This is a genomic window from Halpernia humi (genome assembly GCF_900108025.1).
GTDB lineage: Bacteria > Bacteroidota > Bacteroidia > Flavobacteriales > Weeksellaceae > Halpernia > Halpernia humi.
The window spans coordinates 228,420-251,199 of record NZ_FNUS01000003.1 but is presented as its reverse complement, the minus strand read 5'-3'; the positions used below and the strand labels follow the sequence as shown (position 1 = coordinate 251,199).

The window sequence follows — 22,780 nt, the reverse complement described above, 5'->3', positions numbered from 1 at the left end:
GTTTTATTAAATAAATAATTGTTGCAAAAATACGGAAATTAGAATTCGAATTCTAAATTTTAGATTGAAAAGAGATTACGAGCAACCGCAATCTTTATCACAATGTGTTCTTTTGCTATCAAATTTTTTTTTCGTAAAGTTTTTACTGATGGTTTTAAAAAGAGTATAACTCGCAAAAATAAATACGAGCGCGAGCAAAATGTATTGAAACGTTAAAGAGTTCATAATCTTAAAGTTACGAATTATTAATGGTTTACTTAAAAAACTGATAGACCAAAAGTGAGGCCAAATAAGCCAAACCCGACATCCCGACAAGTTGCACTAAAGTCCAACGCCAAGATTTTGTTTCTTTGTAAACCACCGCAATTGTGGAAACGCATTGCATTGCAAAAGCGTAAAAAATTAAAATAGAAAGTCCGGTTGCAAAATTGAAGACTTTTTCACCGTTTGGCTTTGTGTCATTTCGCATTTTATCTATAATTCTTGTATCTGGCGCATCATTATCTAAAGAATAAAGCGTGCTCATTGTTCCTACGAAAACTTCACGCGCTACGAAACTTGTGAGAATTCCAACGCCCATTTTCCAATCGTATCCAAGCGGCGCAATGGCCGGTTCTATGGATTTTCCCATTTTAGCCAAATAAGAGTTTTCTAATTTTACATCTGTAGAAACGAAATCTTTGGTCTGTTTTGGCGGTCCAAAATAACTGAAAACCCAAACAATAATACTTACGATAAAAATTATTTTTCCTGCGCCTGTTATAAATTCCCAAACCTTACCTAAAGTCAATTTAAAATTATAACGCCAAAGCGGCATCTTATACGCTGGCAAATCCATAACCAAAAAACTTCTAGACGTGTCTTTTATGACTTTTTTCAAAATTAATGATGCCAAAAGCGCCATAAAAAACCCTAGAAAATACATGAACATCAACATTAAGGCTTTGTACTGAATGCCAAAAAACGTTTGATCTGAAATCACCAATGCGATGATGATGCTATATACTGGAAGTCTTGCAGAACAGGTCATAAAAGGCGTTACCAAAATGGTAATCAATCTTTCTTTTACATTTTCAATATTTCTGGTGGACATTATCGCAGGAATTGCGCACGCCGTCCCAGAAACTAATGGAACAATACTTTTTCCGTTTAAGCCAAAAGGTTTTAGAAATCTGTCCATTAAGAAAATTACTCTCGCCATATAGCCAGAATCTTCTAATAAATAAAGAAAATATAATAAAATCCCAATTTGTGGTGCAAAAACCATAATGCCGCCAATTCCCGGTATAATTCCATTTGAAATTAAAGAATTAATCGGGCCGGCAGGAAGGTGTGTGGCTGTAAAATCAGAAAAAAGAAGGAAAAATTCCTCAATCCATTTCATTGGATATTCTGCTAGAAAGAAGACACTTTGAAAAATCACGAGTAAAACCAAAGCGAAAATGATGTAACCAAAAATTGGGTGCACTAAAAGTTTGTCTAATTTCTCCGTTAAAAGTTCTTTGAACTGTGGTTTTTTAGTTAAAACTTTAGAAACAATTCCGTCAATTTTTTGATAACGCCGAACCGTTTCTTGGGCTTGCAAGCGTTTCGGAACTAGGCATTTAACATCATTTTGAGTGATTTGGTCATTCACCGTTTCAAGTTTCCGCAGATGGGTGTCTGAAGGCAAAAGCGTCCAAACTTTATACTGATTGCTTTCGTGAATGTTTTCTAAAATTTTGAAAACCAAGCCCTTTTGCTCCATTGGGATTTCAAAAGAAACCTCTGAAGAAACTGAAAATTTTTGGTGGAAAACGGCTTCTCGAATATCATCAATGCCAATATTTGCTTTAGCATTGGTTTTAATAATATTTACTTTTAAAAGTTTTGAAAGTAAATCTAAATCTAAATTTATACCGCGTCTTTCTGCTTGATCGATTTGATTTACCACCAAAAGAACGGGAATTCCTAAATCTTGAATTTGCTGAAAAAGCAATAAGCCTCTTTTTATACTTAACGCTTCTAAAACATAGACAACGCCTGCATAATTTGGCTGTTCATCTATTAAAAATTTTGTGAAAATCGCTTCATCTTCAGAACCAGGATAAACGCTGTAAGAACCCGGTAAATCTATCACTTCTACTTCTTGGCCATTGTAACTGTAAATCCCAGATTGGCTTGCAACCGTTACACCTGCGTAATTACCGGTTTTTTGTTTTTTATTACAAAGCCAATTAAAAATAGTAGATTTCCCCACATTTGGGTTTCCTACTAAAATTATTTCTTGTTTTTTTTGGGACATTTACTTAGAAATTAGATTTTAGACATTAGATGTTAGACTAAAATCTAAACTTTAAAATTGATTAGAAATCTTCATTAATTATAAAAAAATTAAATTGTAGCTTTCACAAATATGTACTGCGCTTCTTCTTCGCGCAAGGCAATTCTACTTTTTTCTTCACCAAACTCAATATAAAGTGGTCCTTTAAAAGGGGCTTGGTAAAGTATTCTGAAAGTGGTTTCGGGCAAAAGCCCCATTTCAATAATTTTCGTGGGCATTTTGAGGTTATCGTTATCATAACCTTCAATTTTTCCCAATTTATTTTTTGGGAAGCAACACAACTTATTAGAAATATCTCCTTTCAATTTTTTAATTTGAACTGCAAATATACTTATTTAAATTTAATCTAAATAAGGAATTTTCGAATAAAAGACATAAATCATAAAAACCCAAAAACCTAATGGCTTTTGGGTTTTAAACAATTTAATTTGAAATTAATATTCAACTCTATATGGGCCTGAAACTTCTATCGGATTATTGTTTGCGTCATAAAAATCGCGCGTCATTTTTTCTTGTTTTTTTATCATTTCACCAACTGTCATCTCAGAGCCGGGCATTTTTCTGTCCATAATTTCTTTTGTAAGCATCGGTCTCATTGTTGCAAACGGATCTTTTTTGTATTGTGCCATTGTTTTTTCGAATTTTTCTCTTGGCACGATGGTTAATTTACCACCACCACCAGGTGATATTTTCTCTGCATAAGATAATTCTTCAAAATTTTCAATTTTTTTGTTCCCTTTTAAAACCCAAGAATAATTCTTGTCTTTATCTTCAATTTTAACAATCAAGCCCGGCAAACCTTTAAATTTGTACGGTCCATCTTGAAACGGAATGTTTGTTGAAAACCAAGCTGTCCACTGTCTTCCGCCGTATTCTGTAGTTGCTTTTTGGGTGTCATAATCTCCTATTTTTTCTTTTTCTGGCGAAATCTTCCAGTTAAAATTGGGTTCTTCATTATACCCTATTTGCACGGGTGTAAATCCGCTAGAAATTCTATCTAAATAGGTTTCTTTCATGCCTGGATATTCCTTTTCTATTTTAAAAGCGAACTTCGGCATCGTAATCATTTTTGACATATCTTTAAAGACGCCTGATTTCTGCATTTCCTCTACGGCAACTTTAACGATTGAATCTTGCGCCACCATAGTATAATCGCGATAAAGTGACTTATCTTTCGTAATGTCTAAAATCGTCATCACTTTTTCCGTTTTTGCGGAATCTTTCTTTGGTTTAAAGGTTAATTCGTAAAAAAATCGATTGGCCGATATTTGTGCGTTTGCGACAAAGGCAATCATCAATAGAATGATTGTAAACTGTTTTTTCATTTTAATGTTATTTGAATAATTAGTAGGCTTTTTAAAAATTTGTTACATAATTTAGATTTACTTTCTAAAAAAACCCACTCATAGAAGTGGGTTTTTGCTTTTTATGCTTTAAGTTTTTATTTAAAATTAAATTTTACTGTAAACATGACTTGGCTTGGGCGAAGTTGTAGCCTTGTGTACGATTGTGTGATGGCATCGTTGCTAAATCTTTCAAATACTTTTCTGTTGGTAATATTTAGCCATTTTAGTTCAAAATCTATTTTCTTTTTTGCCCAAGTGTATTGGTAGGCCACATCATAAAAGGCGTTGTGATATACATTTGGTCCTTGCGCAGAATTTATCTGATCCCAATTAAACGTCACGGTATTATTTTCTAAAGGATAGAATGCCGCCGTCAAATTATGTGTGTATGAGTTACTTTTAATTTGGTTTAATATATTGTCTTGCTTGTTCCAAGATTTGGTGAAGTTATAGTCTAAACTCATCCAAGAAAAATAGGCGTTATTAAACTTAAATCCAAAAGATTGCCCATTAGATTTATTTTGAAAATCTACGCCATCTTGCGAAGAAACAGATTCGTTTACAGTATTGCTTCCACTAATGGATGCGTTTGTTTTAAATTTAGGGAAATACTTTCCTACTTCTACGCTTTCTCTATTGCTAACACTTGTGTTGTCTGACACTTTATAATTAATAATCGTGGAGCCAAAATCATCAAAAGAGGGCGATGCTAATAGGTTGTTTTTGCTATGAGAATAGTTATACCGAACATTAAAAAATAAATTATTCAGAGGGTTTCTATATTCTATTCTAGGGCCAAAACCTTTTGATATTGTTTCTGAAATTGGCGTGTTTGCGGCGATAGAGCCCAAATTAGTCGCCGTGCTTAAAATATTTCCTGCATAAGCGTTATTGATGTCGCCGTAATTATAATTAATACTTCCATAGAAACTTGCTTTCCAAAAAGAGGCGAAAGAATATTGTGCAAAAGCGTTTGGCTCAAATGTCACTTTATTAAGCGTTTTTGAAACATTTCTGAATGGGTCTTCGGCTTTTATGTTGTTAAATTTAACAGGGAAATTAGAATATAACTGCCAAGAATCATTTTTATAATTAATGCCTAATTGTGCGTAAGGTGTAGTTGTTGTAAATTTTAAATCATTTACATAGTTATCAATATTAAAATTTGGAAGAGTTGTGTTTAAACCTAATAAATTTGTATTTAATTTATTATAAGTGTAATCTAAGCCAGTTTCTGGTGTGAAAGTCCAGTTTTTTGCGCTAAAACCTACATTTACAGACTGGGAGGCTTCAAAAGTTTTTAATTTTAAATTCTGATTTACAAACTCTTGGTTGACATCAAATAATTTATCGCCAGTTGTCTTGTTTGCAAAACTTAAATAATCCACAGGTCTTACAAGCAAAGACTGATTATCATCTTGATAATTAATGTAAGACATTAAGTTTACCATTTTCTCTTTCCAAGGAATAATGGTACTCAATGAATTTTGAAAAGAAGTTGTTGGTGAGTTTACACTTTGCCCCGCATCTACGTTATTTCTTGTAACATCTGCTCTATTTCCATTCCAAAATTGCGAAAAAGTAGTGGTGTTTTTAAAAAATCCTTTTTTTGCGTTTTTAGTAAATATAAGCTCTCCTTTTACTTTATCTGTATATAATTTATTTCTAAGGCTGGTTTCTGTGGTGAATACTTGATTGGTTGCTAGGTTTGTTCTGCTCACCAAATTGTAAGATTCTCTTGTAACCGCGTTGTTGGTATAGCTTGCGTTGGCTTTAAGTTCCCACTCTTTTTTATCATCAATATTGGTTAAAAAATTGGCGGCGAGGTAATGCACACTATTAAATAAATAGCGTTTTTCTGGCAAATTTGGCGTAGAAGCTTGCTCTACATTTAGCCAACTATTTTGCGAAACATTGCCTCTTCTACCTTCAAAGCGATTTCCGAAAGACAACAAATTCCCTTCATTTTCCACAGAGTCTCCGTTGTTATTGGTTTTATAATTCACCACCCACTGCGTTTTTTGCCCGAAAAACATAGGGGTGAGTTTCACATTCCATAGAAAAGGATCTGCGCCAATTCCCACTTCGCCACGGCCCGTCATAGTAACCGATTTTTTTAATTTTACATTTAAGGCTGCGCTTTGCGAGGGCACTTTTCCTTGAAGCATTTTAATCGGTTGATGATTTTCCATCACTTCTACCTTTTGCACTGCATCTTTTGGCAAAGCGTTGTTGATGCTTCCGTACGCGCCTTCCATTAAATCTTTCCCATTGACGTAAAATTTATTGATGGCCTCGCCTTGGTATAAAATAGAACCGTCTGGGTTGACTTCTATTCCTGGTATTTTTTTCAAAACATCGGCTAGTGAACGGTCGCTTTTGCTTTCAAAGGCTTTCAAATCGTACGAAATAGTATCACCGCGTTTGGTGATCATTTTGGTTTTAATTTTAACTTCCTTTATTTCTGTGGCTTGGGATTCTAATTTAAAATTAGAAGTCTGCGTAGAATTTGAAACCGATTTTAAAAAGGGTTTTTGGTTAAAGGCTTTTATTTTTAAATCTACATTGGGCGAAGTCGTGGTGAATGTCACTTTATATTCACCTTTAGAATTGGTGATAGAATACGCAATGATGGCGTCTTTGCCCGGTTCCTCGATAGTAACAGAAGCACTTGGAACAGCATGCCCATCAGAATCTGTAATTTTGCCAGAAATAGTGTGTTGCGAAAATAAAACTCCAGACAAGGAGAGAAATAAAAAGAATAAAAGTTTTTTCATTATAAAAGTTATGCGTTATTAGTCAATAAACCATTCATCTTGTTACAGATTTAGTAAAAATTTTAGAACAATGGCTTGCTTTTGAAAACTTCAAAGAAATAAGATTATTAAAAGAATATTTGGTTAAATTTACTTTAAAAAAAATCTATTAATATTTTTTAATAAATTTGCTGATTAACACAAAATTATGCCGCTTCATTTAAAACCAATCGATATTGTTGAGGATATTTCTAAAGAAGATTTCTACAACAACTATTTGAAACCAAGAAAACCCGTTGTTCTAAAAAATATGGCAAAAAAATGGCCGGCTTTTCAAAAATGGACGATGGAATATATGAAAGAAACTGTTGGCGACGTAGAAGTACCGCTTTATGATAGTTCAAAAGCAGATCCTGCTGCGCCAATTAATTCATCTGCAATGAAAATGAAATTTGCAGATTATATAGATTTAATACAAAGAGAACCTACAGATTTACGAATATTTTTGTTTGACCCCATAAAATCTGCGCCAAAATTATTAGAAGATTACATCGCTCCAAAAGATTTGATGGGCGGATTTCTTGATAAACACCCAGCAATGTTCTTTGGCGGAGAAGGTTCAGAAACCTTCCTGCATTTTGATATTGATATGCCACACATTTTCCATACCCATTTTAATGGTCGGAAACACGTGCTTTTATTTGAATATAAATGGAAAGAACGATTATATAAACTTCCATTTGCAACTTACGCTTTAGAAGATTATACTATTGCAAACCCGGATTTTGAAAAATTTCCTGCATTAAATGGTATTGAAGGAATTGAATGTTTTCTAGAACATGGCGACACCCTTTTTATGCCCACAGGATGGTGGCATTATATGAAATATTTAGACGGAAGTTTTTCTATTTCGCAACGCGCTTGGGACAAATCTTGGGCGGTAAAGGCGCATTCTCTTTACAATTTAATTATTCAGCGTAATTTTGATAATATCATGAAACGCAAATACAAATCGCGCTACATGGATTGGAAGGAAAAAAAATCTGTACAAATTGCAAAACGCGCTTTAGCAAAGGGGCTGCCTAAATAATAAAAACGCTTTCAAAATTTGAAAGCGTTTTCTGTATGCTTTTATTCGAAACTAAATTTCGGGAACCATTGTGCTCCAACTCGAGTGGAAATCCCCGCTACGTCGTGCTTGGGAATGGAAGACGGAAAAGGCATCCAAAAAATCTTAATCATTCAATTTCAAAACCGCCATAAATGCAGATTGCGGCACTTCTACTCTACCAATTTGCTTCATCTTCTTTTTACCTTCTTTCTGCTTTTCGAGTAATTTTCTTTTTCGCGAAATATCGCCTCCATAACATTTTGCAGTTACATCTTTTCTTAATGCTTTGATGGTTTCTCGGGCAATTACTTTTGCGCCTAAAGCTGCCTGAACAGCGATATCAAATTGTTGACGAGGAATTAACTGGCGCAGTTTTTCGCACATTTTTTTACCAATATTATAAGCATTGGAATCGTGAATTAATGATGAAAGCGCATCTACCATGTCGCCATTAATTAAAATATCCATTTTAACCAATTTAGACGCTCGCATCCCAATTGGATGATAATCAAACGAGGCATAACCTTTTGAAATGGATTTTAAACGATCATAAAAATCAAAAACAACTTCGGCTAAAGGCATATTGAAAACCAATTCTACGCGGTCTGAAGTAAGATAAGATTGGTTCACAATTTCACCGCGTTTCTCTATGCACAAAGTCATTACCGAACCCACGAAATCAGATTTTGTGATAATTGAGGCTTTAATAAATGGTTCTTCTACACGGTCTAAAATTGTAGGATCCATCATCTCGGACGGATTATTAATTAAAATCGGTGTTTCCGGATCTCTTTTAGAATACCCGAAATAAGAAACGTTGGGAACGGTTGTAATAACGTCCATATTAAATTCTCGATCTAATCTTTCTTGCACAATTTCCATGTGAAGCATTCCTAAAAATCCACATCGAAAACCAAAACCAAGCGCGGCAGAACTTTCTGGTTCAAAAACCAAAGAGGCATCGTTCAATCTTAATTTTTCTAATGAAAATCTTAATTCTTCAAAATCTTCCGATTCTATAGGATAAATCCCTGCAAAAACCATTGGTTTTACTTCTTCAAATCCGTCTATTGGTTTATCTGCAGGATTTACAACGCTTGTTATGGTGTCTCCTACTTTTACTTCGCGCGCATCTTTTATCCCAGAAATAATGTATCCCACATCACCACATAAAATTTCTTTTTTTGGCGATTGTTTAAGTTTTAGGGTTCCGACCTCATCGGCTTCATAGGTTTTTTCGGTAGCGAAAAATTTAATTTTTTCCCCTTTTGTAATTTTACCGTTTACCACTTTAAAGTAGGCTTCAATCCCACGAAACGGATTATAAACTGAATCGAAAATTAGGGCTTGCAATGGTGCGTTTGGGTCGCCAACTGGCGCAGGAATTCGGGTAACAATTTGCTCTAAAAGTTCACGAACGCCTTCTCCTGTTTTGCCAGAAACGCGCAAAACATCTTCATATTCGCAGCCAATAAGACCCATTATTTCGTCGGTTACTTCTTCAGGATTTGCGGATGGAAGATCAATTTTATTTAAAACAGGAATAATCGTTAAATCATTCTCTAAAGCCAAATATAAATTGCTTATTGTTTGAGCCTGAATGCTTTGCGCGGCATCTACAATAAGAAGCGCACCTTCACAAGCGGCGATGGAACGGGAAACTTCGTATGAAAAATCAACGTGTCCTGGAGTATCAATTAAATTAAAGATATATTTTTCACCATTAAGTTCATAGTCCATTTGTATGGCGTGAGATTTTATGGTAATGCCGCGTTCCTTTTCCAAATCCATATCATCCAAGGTTTGAGATTGTAATTCTCTTTGGGTGACGGTGTTTGTGTATTCTAAAAGTCGGTCTGCTAAAGTCGATTTGCCGTGATCAATATGCGCAATGATGCAGAAATTTCTGATGTTCTTCATTAAAATGTATAATTTGCAAAGATAATGAAAGTGAGTAGAAGTTAGCGACTTAATATTTAGGGTGAAATTTTATTTTACAAAGCTATATTCTCCGTTAAGATAATCGATATAAATTTTATATTTTTCGCCTTCAAGTGCTTTTTTATACTTAATATAAAATTGTACACTCGCTGCAATGCCACCAATAGCGCCAAAAAGGAAAAATGCGGAAGAAGTATTAATTTCTTCAGGAAACAAAATGTATTTATTTGCGATTACATAAAATCCATTTTCATCTTTTTGCAACTGTAAAAACCCGGCTTGTGTATTTTTAAAAGCCTTTCCGTTTTCAACATAAATGTATATTTTTCTTCTTGGAATTTTATCCTCTTAAGCATTTGTTGCCTTCAAAACTTCATCTTTGCTGTTTTTAATAAGTTTATAATTTTCCAAAGGCGTTTGAGTAAAAAAACTTTTTGAATCTAGATAAACTCCGTCTTTCAAATCGTTTTTAGAAAAAGCGGCGTAGTTGCTTTTTAAAATTTCATCGTAATTATTTAAGTCCTTTTCAGGAATCGCAATTTCTAAAGGATTTGCGCGATAGGTTTCAAACATTAAATTCTGAAGAACTTTCTGTGTGTTTTCAGCGAAAGTATTTGGAATTCCTGCTTCTTCTTTTGAGTTTAAACTAATTACGTTATCATATCTTTTTAAAAAATAATAGTTCTGATCTTTTTTCAGAAAAGTACTTACTTTCATATCTAAAACACAAAAAATCTGGTTGTTTCGGTTTTCATTAAAAATGTTTAAATCTTCCACAAGCATCACAATTTCATTTGTTGCTTTATCTCTTTTTTTGTTGTTTTCTTCAAACCAATTTTCAATATCTTTAGATAAATTATTTGTTGGGAAACTGAAAGAATAGGTGTTTCCTCTGTAAAATATATCCTTAATTTCTTTATTTTTTCGGACATCAATAACTTCTAAACTTTTGGTAGTTCTTGTGTAATCTTTCAAGGGAAATTTTAGCTTGAAAACTTCTTTCTTCTGTGCGAAAATAAGGAGTGGAAAAAGAAAAAGAATTAGCGCGTTTTTCATAAGTAGATATTTATTGAATTTAAAGGTCATGTGCAATCGCTCAATCTTCATATGTGTTTGCGTTTGTAAATCATAGTGATTTCATAAAATTTTATTTTTCTGGGTAAAAATAAGATTTTTTTAAAGTAAAAATTTAATAAAGTAATCTTGTGAAACTAATTCTCATTTCCATATAAAAACACCTGCTTTTCGCAGGTGTCTATTTAAAAATTATATTTGAGTTTATTTTTTGATGAATTTCACCCTTTTTATAACCGCATTATCTGTTTGAATCTCTAAGAAATAAACGCCTCTGGCAAGTTTGCCCACATTAATCTTATTGCTATTTTTAAGAATGGAAATTAGTTTTCCATCTATCGAGATAATTTTAATTGTTTTAATGTTAGATAATCCTGAAATGTTCACATATTCGGTTGCAGGATTTGGATAAACCGTAATTTTTGTGCTATCAAATTCATTTACAGCTAAAGTGGTCGTTCTCACATCTCCTGTAAAGGTAGAGTTTGTATCCGTTAAATCTCCACCACAAGCGCCGGTTGTGACAGCTGTATTTTCTACCCAAGTTCCAATGGAAGCGTTTGGCGGGTTATCCGCAGAAGTATTTTGGGTGGTGCTGTAATAAATTAGAAAAGGATCTACAAAGTCTCCATTCCCTTTATCTGCTAGAAACTCCCATCGCCCTGCTGTATCATTCCACTGTAATTTAAATTCGCATGTTCCAATACCACCACAGGGTTGATCCCCATTTACTGGGGTTGTAACATAGATTTTCTTTCCGAAAGAATCTGTGCTTGTTTGGTTTAGAGTGAACATTTGATCATCAAATAATGGGATGCAACCCTTAAAATTTATTGTTTGAGAAAATATCAACGTGCCGATACAAATTGCTGAAAAAATAAATGCTTTTTTCATAATTAATTTCTTGATGGAAAAATACCTTGTGTAGCAATAATACATTTCAAAACCAAGTACGGCGGTCTATTCTCATGTGCTTGATTTCCTCCTGCTGGAGCCACCATATTAGCGTTCATGGTTGTATCTCCTGCAGAATTAGAATATTCTGGGTCTAAAGTTTTGGTATTGGCTGGTAAACTACCTGTTGCTACTGAACTATTTCCGTCTGCAAGAACGGCATTTACTGTATGAGAATGCGACGGCATTTGGTTAACGGTTAATGTAACGCTTTCTTGCCCTCCTATTTGTCCTTGGGAATAAGCTGAAAGTCCAGGCCCTTGTCCATTAGAAAGAATAACACGACCTCTCATATCTGGAAGTGCAAAAGTGGTTCTGCCATCACCTCCATACTGTGTTCCCAACAACGCAAATAACGCTGAATATTGACTTATTGGCAGAATTGCACCGTTACATTCTGCCCAACCTCGTGGTGCAAAATTAAATGCAACAAAAGCAATTTGCCCGAGAAAAGGTTCGGTCGCTTGCGCTTTTACCTCAATGTTGCCAAAACTAGAAGCAAATAGACATAATAAAATTAACTTTTTCATAATAATATTTTTTTTAAAGTTACTAAATTATTTTAATAATTCATTACTAATTTGATACTTTTTTGAGGCTTAGCGTAATTTTTTTGACTATTTGTATACATTTTGCTAATTTTACTTGTTTGATTTAGTACAATAATAATATTAGATTTTGTAGCAAAAAGCGACCTCCACAATAAATTTGTGGAGGTCGCCCAACATTAAAAAAATAAACTACTATGGTGTCACAAAACCTGCATTCACAGATTATTTTTTTCGCGGCATTTGGTGTTTCATCATCTTATTTCGCATCATGCCTTCTGTTTGAAACAATTGAAGCACTTTTTGAGGCTTAATAACTTGGTTGAATTTTTCAGCATATTTTCTTCTTAAATCTAATAATTGCTGACCTATTTCAAAACTATTTTCCAACTCGGCATTCGCCTCGTCGTCTGTCATATTTGCAAAATCTTTAGTTGGTTTAAATTTATTTTTTATTTCTCTCTGTTTTGCCTGATATTCATTGTACAATTGTAAAAATTCATCTTTTTGGCCTTCTGGAATTTGCAGTTCCGATAAAACCAAATCTTCTTTAAATTGCTTCAGTGCTTCATACTTTTCTTTTGGAGACATCTTTTTTATTTCTGCTCTTCTTTCTTGAAACCCCATTTTTAATAATGACGTATTCTGCGCAGACATGCAATTTATCGCAAAAAGCAAAATTAAACTGCTAAAAAATATTTTTGTTTTCATTTTTTTAAAATTAATTATACAAATCTAAATAAACATCTTGTTCAGAATTATTACTTAAAGACGCAATTTCAGCGGAAGAAAATCCATTTAAAACTTCATCAATCTGCGCTTCAGTTGGTGGCATAATTGTAGTCTTTGTTTTAGATGTATTCGCTTTTACTGCTACCAAATCTGCGCTTTTTACTGATTTTGAATTTTCGTTTTTTGCAAGTTGATGGTTTGCAGTGTGATGCGAAATAGGAGTAGAAGTTAAATTTGCTTTTTCAGTTTTTTCAACTGCTGGCTTTTCCGTTGTTTGTGCGAAAGATTGCACTTCGCTATTTTCTTGCGGAACTACAACATTTTTACTGGCCATTTTAACGTTTTGTGATCCATCATTTTTATTAAAATTAATCAAAAAATTTGCGCTCACAATTAATAATATTACTGCGGCGGCAGCATAAATCCATTTCAGACTAAAAATAGGTGTTTCTTTTTTAATCTCTACCTTGTCAAAAACATTCCTTTGGATTTCCGCAAATGTATTTTCGGGTAAATCGTAAGGTGTTTTTCGGTCTAATTTTTCTATATCAAAATTTTTCATCAATCAATTTCTTCGGCGTTTGTTTTTATATACTCTTCAATTTTTTGCTTGGCATAATGGTAATTGGTTTTGCAAGTCCCAACCGACATCTCCAAAATATTCGAAATTTCTTCGTAAGGCAATTCATCATAATAGCGCAATGTGAAAACCAATTTCTGTTTGTCTGGCAACGTATGAATGGCTTTCTGCAAAATTATTTCTATCTCTTCGCCTGTCGCACTTGCGTTTTCGGCCGTCAAGTTTTGCAAATGGTATTCTGCATCTTCATCTGTTTTTTGCATTTTTTTCATCTTGTTTAGTTGCTGAAGTGCTTCATTAGTAGCAATCCTATAAAGCCAAGTGTACAATTTGCTTTCTTTTTTAAACTGATGAAAGTTTTGAAACGCTTTTATAAATGTATCTTGCAAAACATCTTGCGCAAGAGAATGATCTACAATCAATCTTCTTATATGCCAATAAAGCCTGCTTTGATGGGTATCCATTAAAGCCCGAAGTCCCTTTTCTTGGCTTCTTGGATGCGACATCCATTCTATAATTTCTTTTTCTGTAACCTTCATCGGGACGTGTACATGGTTTTGATTGTAATATTACTAAAAAGTTAAATGGATTTTTAATTATTTCCAAAAAAGACTAATATCAAAGTTTAGACCACGAATTTAGAAAGTATTTTTAAATTCTTCTAAGAAAACCTCCATCTGCATAATTTTATCCGCAACAGAAATTTTTTGAGGCGTGAAAATGGTTTTTTAACTAAAAATAGAAACTCGCTCATTTCTGATTTCTTTATCTTTGCTTAATGAAAATAGTAATCATCGGTTCTGGAAACGTGGCTTATCATTTAGCAAAAGCCTTTACACAAGGTGGAATTCCTGTTGCGCAAATTTTCGGTAGAAATGAAAAAGATTTGAAAGTAATTTCTAATGAATTGCAGATTCCGTTTTCTACAAGCGAAATAGCAGATGCAGACTTCTATATTATCGCTGTTAAAGATGATTCTATTGCAGATGTTTCAAAACTTATTACTAAAACAAATTGTTTGGTTGCGCATACTTCTGGCTCTCTAGAAAAGGAAAAATTAAACGGAAATTACAGAAAGGCTTGTTTTTATCCTTTACAAACTTTTTCTAAAACTAAAGATTTAGTTTATAGCGAGATTCCATTTTTTTTGGAAGCCGAAAATGAGGCAGATTTTAATTTAATGAATAGCATTGCGCAGAAAATTTCTAAAAAAGTTTTAAATTCCAATTTCGAACAGCGAAAATACATCCATTTAACCGCGGTTTTTGCGTGTAATTTTACCAATCACCTTTTTGCCAAAGCGAAAGAAATTTCAGACTCCCAAGAGATTCCGTTCGAGTATTTTCTACCATTAATAAAAGAAACGGTAGATAAAATTTACAAAATTGAACCCAAATTAGCACAAACCGGTCCTGCGTTTCGTGGCGATGAAAAAATTATAGAATCTCACGAAAAATTAATTAAAGATAAAGACGCAAAAGCAATTTATAAAACAATGAATATTTCCATAAAAGACATGTATAAAAATGAGTTATAAAAATAAATTAAAAGATATAACCGCCTTCGTTTTTGATGTAGATGGCGTTTTTACCGACGGAAGCGTTTATCTTTTGCCAGAAGGAAATATGGCGCGAGTCATGAATGTTCTGGATGGTTTAGCCGTGGTGAAAGCTGTGAAAGCCAACTACAAAATTGGCGTGATCACCGGCGGAAATGATGCGATGGTAAAAAACCGTTTAGAATATTTGGGGATTGAAGATTACTACCCAAAATCTCCCAATAAACTTGCTGATTATCAAAATTTTAAATCTAAACACCATCTTAATGATGACGAAATATTGATAATGGGAGACGATGTTCCAGATGTTGGTATGATGAAATTGGCGGCCATTTCGGCTTGTTCGAAAAATGCCGTTCCGGATGTAAAGCAAATTTCAGATTATATTTCACCCATTGAAGGTGGAAAAGGCGCCGTTCGAGACGTGATAGAACAAGTGATGAAAGTGCAGGGAAAATGGCACGAAGACGATACACAATCTACTTAAAATGAAAGTATTATTAGGTTCTGAATCGCCACGCAGAAAAGAATTATTAGATAAACTCGGCTATTCTTTTGAAACGGTTAAAATAAACTGTGAAGAAATCTATCCCCAAAATTTAAAGCCAGAAAATGTTGCTGCTTATTTATCTGAATTAAAATCCGGAAGTTTTCGGGTTTTAAAAGAAGATGAAATTTTAATAACCGCAGACACCGTTGTGGTGATCAACGGAGAAATTTTAGGAAAACCAAATTCAAAAGAAGATGCGGTTTTGATGTTAAAAAAATTGTCGGGTAAGTCACACCTGGTTTTCACCGCAATTACGATTAAAACATCAAAAAAATTAATTACAAAAAGCGATGTTGCGAAAGTTTATTTTGATGAAATAAATAATGCTGAAATCGATCATTACATTAATAATTATCAAGTTTTAGACAAAGCTGGGAGTTACGGCGTTCAGGATTGGCTTGGAATGGCGAAAATAAAAAAAATTGAAGGCAATTTCTACACAATTATGGGTTTTCCGACGCATTTGGTTTATGAAATGCTCGAAAATATAATGGCGGGATAAAATTAAAACCCTTTTTAACAATACAAAGAATTTGAATTCAATTTGCTTACAAAATCACGTTCTTCTTTTTAAAATCAAAAAAAATTTAGAATATACAGCGTTTCTTTCCTATGCATTTTAAGCCAACTCGAATTATCTCGATTCATAATTTAATTCAAACAAAAATTTGCTATTTTTACAGAAATTCTGACTAAAATTATACTAAAAACGGCTTTCTGTTGTTATATTTCTATTTATGAAACCGCTAACTTCAATCTTCAAAACAAACACCCACGACGTTTCTAGGCGATTATATTTGTCTTTAGAAAACAATAAATAACTTCAAATGAAAAAACTATTATTTTTTCTTATTTCAATATTAATCCTTGCTTCTTGCTCCACGCGAAAGAAAAAGAGTGATTCTACTTTTATGAAAGGCTTTTTCACCTATTACAACACGCTTTTTAATAGCAAATCTGCGCTGGAAACGGAATTAAAAAACAGAACAACAGCACACAAAGACAACTTTTATGCACCATACATTCAACTGCTTACTTATGAAGATGATACTTCAATTTTAAATGGTTTAAATGAAAATAATCCTGAAGAAAACGCACCACAATTTTCAGTAGGGCGCAGCGGTCCGCCGTCACAAATTGATAATGATAACCTTAACAATGGCGGCAGCAAGGGCGTTTCAATTTTACAAATTTCAGAAGCCAAAGCTTTAAAAGCAATTGAAAAATATTCTGTGCTAAAAAACGGTGTAGAAAAAAACAAAAAAATGTTTGATGCGCATTTGATTTTGGCTCAAGCGCGCATTTATGATAACAAAGCTTTAGAAAGTTTAGATGCATTAAATTACATTTTTGTCCACATGAAAAAAGACAAAAGAATTCCTTTAGCAAGGGTTTACGAAGCGCTTGCTTATTCTAAAATGGGAAATTATTACCGCTCGAACGAACTATTTTTAGACTTAAAAAAGGATAAAATCAAAAAAAAATATCGCAAACTGGCCAGCCTTTATTATTCTGAAATGCTACTAAAATCTGGTAAAAAAGATGAAGCCATCAATGAACTTTCAAACGCTTACGCCTTAAATAAAAACAGAAAAATCCGCAGTAGAATTGCATTTTTACGCGGGCAAATTCTAGCAAGTTTGGGCAAAAATGAAGATGCGAGAGAAAGTTTTGTAACGGCTTATAAAAACGCCAACGATTTTGAATTTGAAGTGAAAGCACAAGTAGAAATCGCGAAAACCTTTAACGGGAAAGAGGACGATTATGATGGCGCGAAAACTTATTTGGAAAAAATTAGCAAAAAAGGAACTTATGAAAGTCGGAAAAACGAGTTTTATTATGCTTTGGGATTAATGGCAAATAAAGCGGGGAAAAAAGATGAAGCGCAAGAGTATTTTGCAAAATCTTTGAAGGAAAAAATATCGGATCCGCAAATTCGTGGTTTGGATTTTTATGAAATCGGAAAATCTTATTTTGAAAAAGACGATTATCTCTCTGCAGGTGCTTATTACGATTCTGCTTTGGCTGTGATGAATTATCAACCCACCAAAATTTTGCTCGCAGAGCAATCTAAAAACATTAAAAAACTTACGGCGAATTATTATTTAATTAAAAAAAATGACAGCATTTTAAATTTGGCTAAAATGACAGAGCCAGAAAAAGTGGCCTACTTTAATAAATATATCGCTACTCTAAAAGCAAAAGAAGACGCAGAACTGGCGCAGCAAAAACGCGACGAACGCAGCAAAGGTTTTGATACGGGTGACTACAATGCTAATTCAGTTTTTAATACATCGGGCGGAAATAATTTTCAAGATTTTGGAAGCGGTTCAGGCTCAAAAGGTTTTTATTTTGCGAATCAAAATGCCATTTCAAAAGGTGAGTCTGATTTTAAACGCGTTTGGGGCGACCGAACATTAATTGATAATTGGCGAACTTCTGCCCGCACAACTAGCATTCAAGATCTTAAAAATGAGGCTTTGGGCGTAACTTCAACAAAAGATCCGCGGCGATTGGAACCAGAATTTTATATTGAAAAAATACCAACCGATGGCGCAGAAATTTTAGCCTTAAAAAAAGCGCGAGACACGGCAAGTTTAGGCCTAGGAAGAATGTTTGATGCCTATTTTGGAAATACAAAATTAGCCACCAAAACCTTATATGATTTGGTAGATAATAAACCCGAAGATGATGTAAAATTGCAGGCTTTGTACCAAATATTTGCGATGAATTATGAAAAAAATCCTGCCGCAGCAGAGCGCGCTAAACAAATTATTTTGAGCGACTTCCCATACAGTTCGTATGCTGAATATGTGAAAAACCCGAAAAATAATACCTTCTCGCAATCTTCAGCCGATGTAGAAAAAACGTATTCGAAAGCTTTTGATTTATATGAAAAAGAGAAATTTGAAGAATCGAAAGCCGTGATAGATTCTGCCTTGTCAAAATATCCGAAAGATGGTTTGGTGCCAAAATTTGCCTTGCTGAATGCCTTCAATGCGGGGAAAACTTCGGGCAAAGAAATTATGATTTTACAATTAGAACAAATTGCTTTAAATTATGCTAAAACGCCAGAAGGTGAAAAAGCCAAAGAAATGTTGAAATATTTAAAAAGTGATATTTCTGTGGAAATGACTAATGAAAATGGCCAGAAAATACCTGGAAATGTAAACGATAACAGGCAAAATACAAATGGGCCTGGCAAACCAATTGAAAATAGAGCCATTCCCGAAAAGCGAAGAATTGATGATTCTAGAAACCCCAACAATCCACAAGGCATCAATACCAATGGCAGTGGTGAAAGTGGCCCGCCGAGAAAAAGAATTAAACCGTCAGAAAATCCTCCTTATTAAAAATTAATTTATCACTCTTTTTTTCGCTTTTATCCCCTGAAAATCTTTGAGATAAAAAGGCTCGAAATATGCGATGTCTTCAAAATCTTTATTGTTAAATTTTTCTACCGCTTTTTTAATTAAAAATTGCGCTGAAGGATAAATTTGAGCCTTAAAATCTGAATCTTCAAAACCCCCTGAATTTAGTAAAATTTCTTTAGTTTTCGCAGCGCCATCTCCTACGAACAGTGTTTTTTTATCTTTAAAGGTTTCAAAAGAATTTTCTGCTAAAATTAATGCTTCTGTGTTTGAAATCATTTCGCCGGTTTTGTTATAAACTGCCGCATAAACTTCCATTCTTCTCGCATCAATGAGCGGAATTATAAATTCAAATTTTTCATTAAAAAATGGCTCAACCATAGAATGCATGGATTCTACCGAAACTAGTGGAATATTTAAACCAAAGCAAAAGCCTTTTGCGGCAGCGGCACCAATTCTCAATCCTGTGTAAGAACCTGGCCCTTTGCCGAGGCAAACCGCGTCTAAATCTTGCAGTTTTATTTCAGCGCCTTCCAAAGCCCATTCTACAAAAGTGTGCAAATTTTCGGATTGTTTATAATTTTCTGAAACTTCTTCGCAAAGACACAGCAATTCTTCGCCATCAGAAATAGCGACAGAACAATTTTTGGAGGAAGTTTCGAGGTGGAGGATTTTCATTTTTTTTAATCTAACAAATTAACAATGTAACGGTTTAACAATTGGGTTTTGTTATAAATATTTCTTTAAAATCAGGATTTCAGTTTCGGAATTTCTGCAATTTCTTTTCTATTAGATTTTCAAGTTCTTCTATAAATAGTTCTTGGTTCCGCCTGCGCTGTGGGAAAAATGGAAACATTTGCGATTGAAACGTGCTTTGGTGCGTTGATAATATAAGCGATTAAATCTGCAATATCTTCCGCTTTTAAGGCTTCGTAACCGTCATAAACTTTTGCGGCGCGTTCTTCATCGCCTTTAAATCTTATGTTAGAAAATTCAGTTTCTACCGCTCCTGGCTGAACATTGGAAACTTTTATATTAAATTCTGTAAGTTCCAAACGCATCCCTTCAGATATAACATCTACGGCCTTTTTTGAGGCGCAATATACCACGCCATTCGCATAAGTTTGAAGCGCCGCAACGGAAGAAATATTCACAATATGGCCAGAATTTCTCCTTTTCATCTGTGGCATCACTTCTTTCGAAACGTATAAAAGTCCTTTTACATTTCCATCAATCATCGTGTCCCAATCTTCTACGTTGCCCTCTGACATTGGTTCTAAACCGTGTGCATTTCCGGCGTTATTAATTAAAACATCAATTTCTTGCCATTCTTTCGGAAGCGTTTTAAATGCATCGGAAACTTCTGCGTTTGAGCGCACATCAAAGTTTAAACTAAAAACCTCAGTATAATTAGAAAGTTCCGTGGTTAATTCTTCTAAGGCTTCTTTTCTTCTTCCGCAGAGAATTAGCCTATAATTTTGTGCTGCTAAAAGTTTGGCTGTTGCTTTGCCTATTCCGGAAGTTGCGCCGGTAATTAATGCTGTTCTCATTATTAAAATTAAATATATTTATTATTTTTAATTGCCATCAATACTCAAAAAAGCATTGATAATATGGGTGATTTCTAATTTATTTTGCTCGTCTGGAAGTATCGTGATGACATCAAATCTGGTGTTTAAATCATGCTTATAATTTTCGGAAAAATCATTTGCCGCAGAAATCAGCAAGCGCATTTTCTTTTTATTAATCGCTTCTTGCGGTTCTATAAACGCGTCAGAATTTCGGGCTTTTACTTCTACAACGACTAATTCGTTTTCAAATTCTGCAATAATATCTATTTCCGCTTTCATAAAACGGTAATTGCGCGCCAAAATTTTATATTTTAAATCTTCTAAATATTTAACGGCCATTTCTTCGGCTAATTTTCCAAATTCGTTGTGATCTGCCATTATTTCACGAATTGATATGCCCACCAAATTAAAACAAACTGCAACGGAAGCCTTAAAACTGTGAGCCAAAAATATTTGTGATGCATTAAATAAAAATCTTTTGCCATCTCAATATTTGCAGGGAAAACAGCAATAAACAAAAGAATTGAAAGATAAGCACCAAAACTTTGAGTTTGAGGAAAGAGCAAAAGCAAACCACATAAAATTTCTACAACGCCACTTATATAAACCATTTTAAGAGGAAATGGAACGTAACTTGGTATTATTTTTATAAAAAAATAGGGTTTTAAAAAATGCATTAATCCTGCAAAAATTAATAAAAAAATAAGTGCAAATTTTGAATAAGCCATCTTATTATAAATATTTTATTTCGTTAGATTTTCCTACTTTCAACCTTATGTTTGCGCCAATTATTAAAGGTCTGTTTTCAAAAATATGCCCATTTGGAAAGCCAAAAAGAGTAGGGAAGCTGTATTTAGAAACGCGTTCTGAAATAATTTGATAAGCCATTTCATCAAAACTATTTTCATAATTTTTGTTGTCTTTTTCGTCGCCCATATTGATCATTCCACCGATAATTAAGCCTTTAATTTTTTTAAAAACACCGGCCAATTCTAAACTCATCATCATGCGATCTAAAGCGTAAAAGTTTTCGCCAATTTCTTCAATAAAAAGAATTTTATCTTTAAAATTAAAGGAAAATTTCGTCCCTAAAAGCGCGTAAATTAAAGCGAAATTTCCACCAACTATTTCTCCATCGGCAATTCCTTTTTTATTAAATTTATTTTCGGTTGTTTTATAAGTTGGAAGTTTTCCTTTTAAAATTTTAAAAATATCTGAATAACTCTCGTCTGAAACGCCAAAAGAAGATGTTTTTAAAGTTTGTCCATTGATAGATGCAAAACCCTTTTTCAGTAAATAACTGTGAATAACCGTGTTATCTGAATAACCGATATACCATTTTGGATTTTTTTTAAATTCTTTTAAATCCAATTTTTCTAATAAATGCATACATCCGTAACCGCCGCGCGTTGCCCAGATCGCAGAAATTTCTGGTGCATTTAAAGCCCAATTCAAATCTGAAATTCTTTCTTTTTCTGTGCCTGCATAATTATAGCCATGCTCATATTTTTCAAAAGTATGTTTTCCAAAAACTGCTTCATAACCATTTGATTCAATTAACTTTAATGTAGGTTCTACCGCTGTTTTTTGCACCGCTCCGGCGGGAGAAATGATGGCGATTTTTGCGCCTTTAAGTAAAGGTTTTGGGAAAATAATATTTTTCATTGATGAATTTGAGATTGTTCTTTTTTTTCTGCTTGCTCTAATCTTTTATCAAATTGATTAAATTTTTTGAAACTCTGCATAAAAATTAAGAAACTGAATAAAATTAAAATAAAACCAACGCCTTTGCGAATTCTGTTGGCTAATTTTTGCGTTAATCTATCGTGAAACTGTTTGGCTAAAAATATTTTAAGCAAATCTATCAAAAGATAAGTACCGATTACAAGGCCAATATAAAATACGAAATTCCCCGATTGTGGATAAGAACTTCGCACAGAAATTACCGTCACCAACCAAAATAAAACGACGCCAATGTTTAAAATATTAAGTAAAAAGCCATTAATAAAGGTTCTTAAATAATTTTGATTTATTAACTTTTCTTCGCCCGCGATATGCATTTTGGTTTTAGAATTTATCATAAACAAAGCATAAATGAAAATGATTAATGCCGTTATTCTATAAAACCCCGGATGCTGATCAATTAAAGCGACCAAATCGTCGCTGGCAAAATACGCGGCAACAATGCACAAAATATCTGCAGAAACAACGCCGAAATCTAAAGAAAGCGCATGTTTTGGTCCGCGCGAAAAACTGGTTTCAATTAATAAAAAAAATATGGGCCCAATAAAAACCACGCTCAACATAAAACCCAAACCAATGGCGGAAAATATTAGTTCCAGCATTTTTAAAAACTATTTAATTA

General features: G+C 33.7%; 23 protein-coding genes. 5 read left to right on the top strand and 18 right to left on the bottom strand.

Annotated features, from left to right (window positions below):
• Positions 1–253: 253 nt before the first annotated feature.
• The 4 genes from feoB to C4S29_RS08180 all read right to left on the bottom strand — a co-directional run bounded on the left by feoB (position 254) and on the right by C4S29_RS08180 (position 6,446).
• On the bottom strand, positions 254–2,284 hold the full coding sequence (gene feoB, locus C4S29_RS08195) for a ferrous iron transport protein B (RefSeq protein WP_103913655.1): 2,031 nt from the start codon (positions 2,282–2,284) through the stop codon (positions 254–256).
• Between the two features lie 89 nt (positions 2,285–2,373).
• The gene (locus C4S29_RS08190; RefSeq protein WP_394338665.1) at positions 2,374–2,628 is read right to left on the bottom strand and encodes a FeoA family protein; all 255 of its coding nucleotides are present in this window, start codon (positions 2,626–2,628) and stop codon (positions 2,374–2,376) included.
• A 129-nt stretch (positions 2,629–2,757) separates the two neighbouring features.
• On the bottom strand, positions 2,758–3,648 hold the full coding sequence (locus tag C4S29_RS08185) for a GLPGLI family protein (protein ID WP_103913654.1): 891 nt from the start codon (positions 3,646–3,648) through the stop codon (positions 2,758–2,760).
• Positions 3,649–3,764: 116 nt separating this feature from the next.
• Positions 3,765–6,446: a carboxypeptidase-like regulatory domain-containing protein gene (locus C4S29_RS08180; RefSeq protein WP_103913653.1), complete on the bottom strand. Its 2,682-nt coding sequence runs from the start codon at positions 6,444–6,446 to the stop codon at positions 3,765–3,767.
• Positions 6,447–6,633: 187 nt separating this feature from the next.
• Between C4S29_RS08180 and C4S29_RS08175 the strand changes: the two genes are divergently transcribed.
• Complete coding sequence (locus C4S29_RS08175) at positions 6,634–7,515, top strand: cupin-like domain-containing protein (RefSeq protein WP_103913652.1); 882 nt, start codon at positions 6,634–6,636, stop codon at positions 7,513–7,515.
• A 144-nt stretch (positions 7,516–7,659) separates the two neighbouring features.
• On the opposite strand, the gene lepA is transcribed toward C4S29_RS08175, so the two are convergent.
• The 8 genes from lepA to C4S29_RS08135 all read right to left on the bottom strand — a co-directional run bounded on the left by lepA (position 7,660) and on the right by C4S29_RS08135 (position 13,904).
• Positions 7,660–9,456 carry a translation elongation factor 4 gene (gene lepA / locus C4S29_RS08170; protein WP_103913651.1) on the bottom strand — a complete coding sequence of 599 codons (1,797 nt, stop codon included), beginning with the start codon at positions 9,454–9,456 and terminating at the stop codon, positions 7,660–7,662.
• Positions 9,457–9,525: 69 nt separating this feature from the next.
• On the bottom strand, positions 9,526–9,741 hold the full coding sequence (locus tag C4S29_RS08165) for a hypothetical protein (RefSeq protein WP_103913650.1): 216 nt from the start codon (positions 9,739–9,741) through the stop codon (positions 9,526–9,528).
• An 84-nt stretch (positions 9,742–9,825) separates the two neighbouring features.
• Positions 9,826–10,533: a hypothetical protein gene (locus tag C4S29_RS08160; RefSeq protein WP_103913649.1), complete on the bottom strand. Its 708-nt coding sequence runs from the start codon at positions 10,531–10,533 to the stop codon at positions 9,826–9,828.
• A 222-nt stretch (positions 10,534–10,755) separates the two neighbouring features.
• Positions 10,756–11,445: a T9SS type A sorting domain-containing protein gene (locus C4S29_RS08155; RefSeq protein WP_103913648.1), complete on the bottom strand. Its 690-nt coding sequence runs from the start codon at positions 11,443–11,445 to the stop codon at positions 10,756–10,758.
• Positions 11,446–11,447: 2 nt separating this feature from the next.
• Positions 11,448–12,035 (bottom strand): phage tail protein, encoded by a 588-nt coding sequence (locus C4S29_RS08150; protein ID WP_103913647.1) that lies wholly within the window; start codon positions 12,033–12,035, stop codon positions 11,448–11,450.
• Positions 12,036–12,278: 243 nt separating this feature from the next.
• A complete protein-coding gene (locus C4S29_RS08145; protein ID WP_146063286.1) occupies positions 12,279–12,764 on the bottom strand; it encodes a hypothetical protein in 486 nt (161 codons plus the stop codon).
• A gap of 10 nt (positions 12,765–12,774) precedes the next feature.
• Positions 12,775–13,347: a hypothetical protein gene (locus C4S29_RS08140; RefSeq protein WP_103913645.1), complete on the bottom strand. Its 573-nt coding sequence runs from the start codon at positions 13,345–13,347 to the stop codon at positions 12,775–12,777.
• On the bottom strand, positions 13,347–13,904 hold the full coding sequence (locus C4S29_RS08135; protein ID WP_103913644.1) for an RNA polymerase sigma factor: 558 nt from the start codon (positions 13,902–13,904) through the stop codon (positions 13,347–13,349). The genes C4S29_RS08140 and C4S29_RS08135 overlap by 1 nt, the downstream gene beginning before the upstream one ends.
• A gap of 239 nt (positions 13,905–14,143) precedes the next feature.
• Here C4S29_RS08135 and C4S29_RS08130 point away from each other — a divergent pair, with 239 nt between their 5' ends.
• From C4S29_RS08130 to porW, 4 genes are all read left to right on the top strand, one after another.
• Entirely contained in the window at positions 14,144–14,902 is a 759-nt protein-coding gene (locus C4S29_RS08130) for a Rossmann-like and DUF2520 domain-containing protein (RefSeq protein WP_103913643.1), read from the top strand.
• Positions 14,892–15,410 (top strand): KdsC family phosphatase, encoded by a 519-nt coding sequence (locus tag C4S29_RS08125; RefSeq protein ID WP_103913642.1) that lies wholly within the window; start codon positions 14,892–14,894, stop codon positions 15,408–15,410. The genes C4S29_RS08130 and C4S29_RS08125 overlap by 11 nt, the downstream gene beginning before the upstream one ends.
• Before the next feature lies 1 nt (position 15,411).
• Positions 15,412–15,975, top strand: coding sequence for a Maf family protein (locus C4S29_RS08120; RefSeq protein WP_103913641.1), 564 nt, complete (start codon positions 15,412–15,414; stop codon positions 15,973–15,975).
• Positions 15,976–16,300: 325 nt separating this feature from the next.
• Positions 16,301–18,826 (top strand): type IX secretion system periplasmic lipoprotein PorW/SprE, encoded by a 2,526-nt coding sequence (gene porW / locus C4S29_RS08115; RefSeq protein ID WP_146063285.1) that lies wholly within the window; start codon positions 16,301–16,303, stop codon positions 18,824–18,826.
• A 3-nt stretch (positions 18,827–18,829) separates the two neighbouring features.
• Here porW and tsaB read toward each other — a convergent pair whose 3' ends face one another.
• The 6 genes from tsaB to C4S29_RS08085 form a co-directional block, all read right to left on the bottom strand.
• Positions 18,830–19,522: a tRNA (adenosine(37)-N6)-threonylcarbamoyltransferase complex dimerization subunit type 1 TsaB gene (tsaB, locus tag C4S29_RS08110; protein WP_103913640.1), complete on the bottom strand. Its 693-nt coding sequence runs from the start codon at positions 19,520–19,522 to the stop codon at positions 18,830–18,832.
• A gap of 119 nt (positions 19,523–19,641) precedes the next feature.
• Positions 19,642–20,394: an SDR family NAD(P)-dependent oxidoreductase gene (locus C4S29_RS08105; RefSeq protein WP_103913639.1), complete on the bottom strand. Its 753-nt coding sequence runs from the start codon at positions 20,392–20,394 to the stop codon at positions 19,642–19,644.
• A 27-nt stretch (positions 20,395–20,421) separates the two neighbouring features.
• Positions 20,422–20,793 carry a YraN family protein gene (locus tag C4S29_RS08100; protein ID WP_103913638.1) on the bottom strand — a complete coding sequence of 124 codons (372 nt, stop codon included), beginning with the start codon at positions 20,791–20,793 and terminating at the stop codon, positions 20,422–20,424.
• Positions 20,793–21,143: a DoxX family protein gene (locus C4S29_RS08095; RefSeq protein WP_103913637.1), complete on the bottom strand. Its 351-nt coding sequence runs from the start codon at positions 21,141–21,143 to the stop codon at positions 20,793–20,795. The genes C4S29_RS08100 and C4S29_RS08095 overlap by 1 nt, the downstream gene beginning before the upstream one ends.
• A 4-nt stretch (positions 21,144–21,147) precedes the next feature.
• Positions 21,148–22,080, bottom strand: coding sequence for a S66 peptidase family protein (locus tag C4S29_RS08090; RefSeq protein WP_103913636.1), 933 nt, complete (start codon positions 22,078–22,080; stop codon positions 21,148–21,150).
• Positions 22,077–22,760: a LysE family translocator gene (locus C4S29_RS08085; protein WP_103913635.1), complete on the bottom strand. Its 684-nt coding sequence runs from the start codon at positions 22,758–22,760 to the stop codon at positions 22,077–22,079. The genes C4S29_RS08090 and C4S29_RS08085 overlap by 4 nt, the downstream gene beginning before the upstream one ends.
• Positions 22,761–22,780 lie beyond the last annotated feature (20 nt).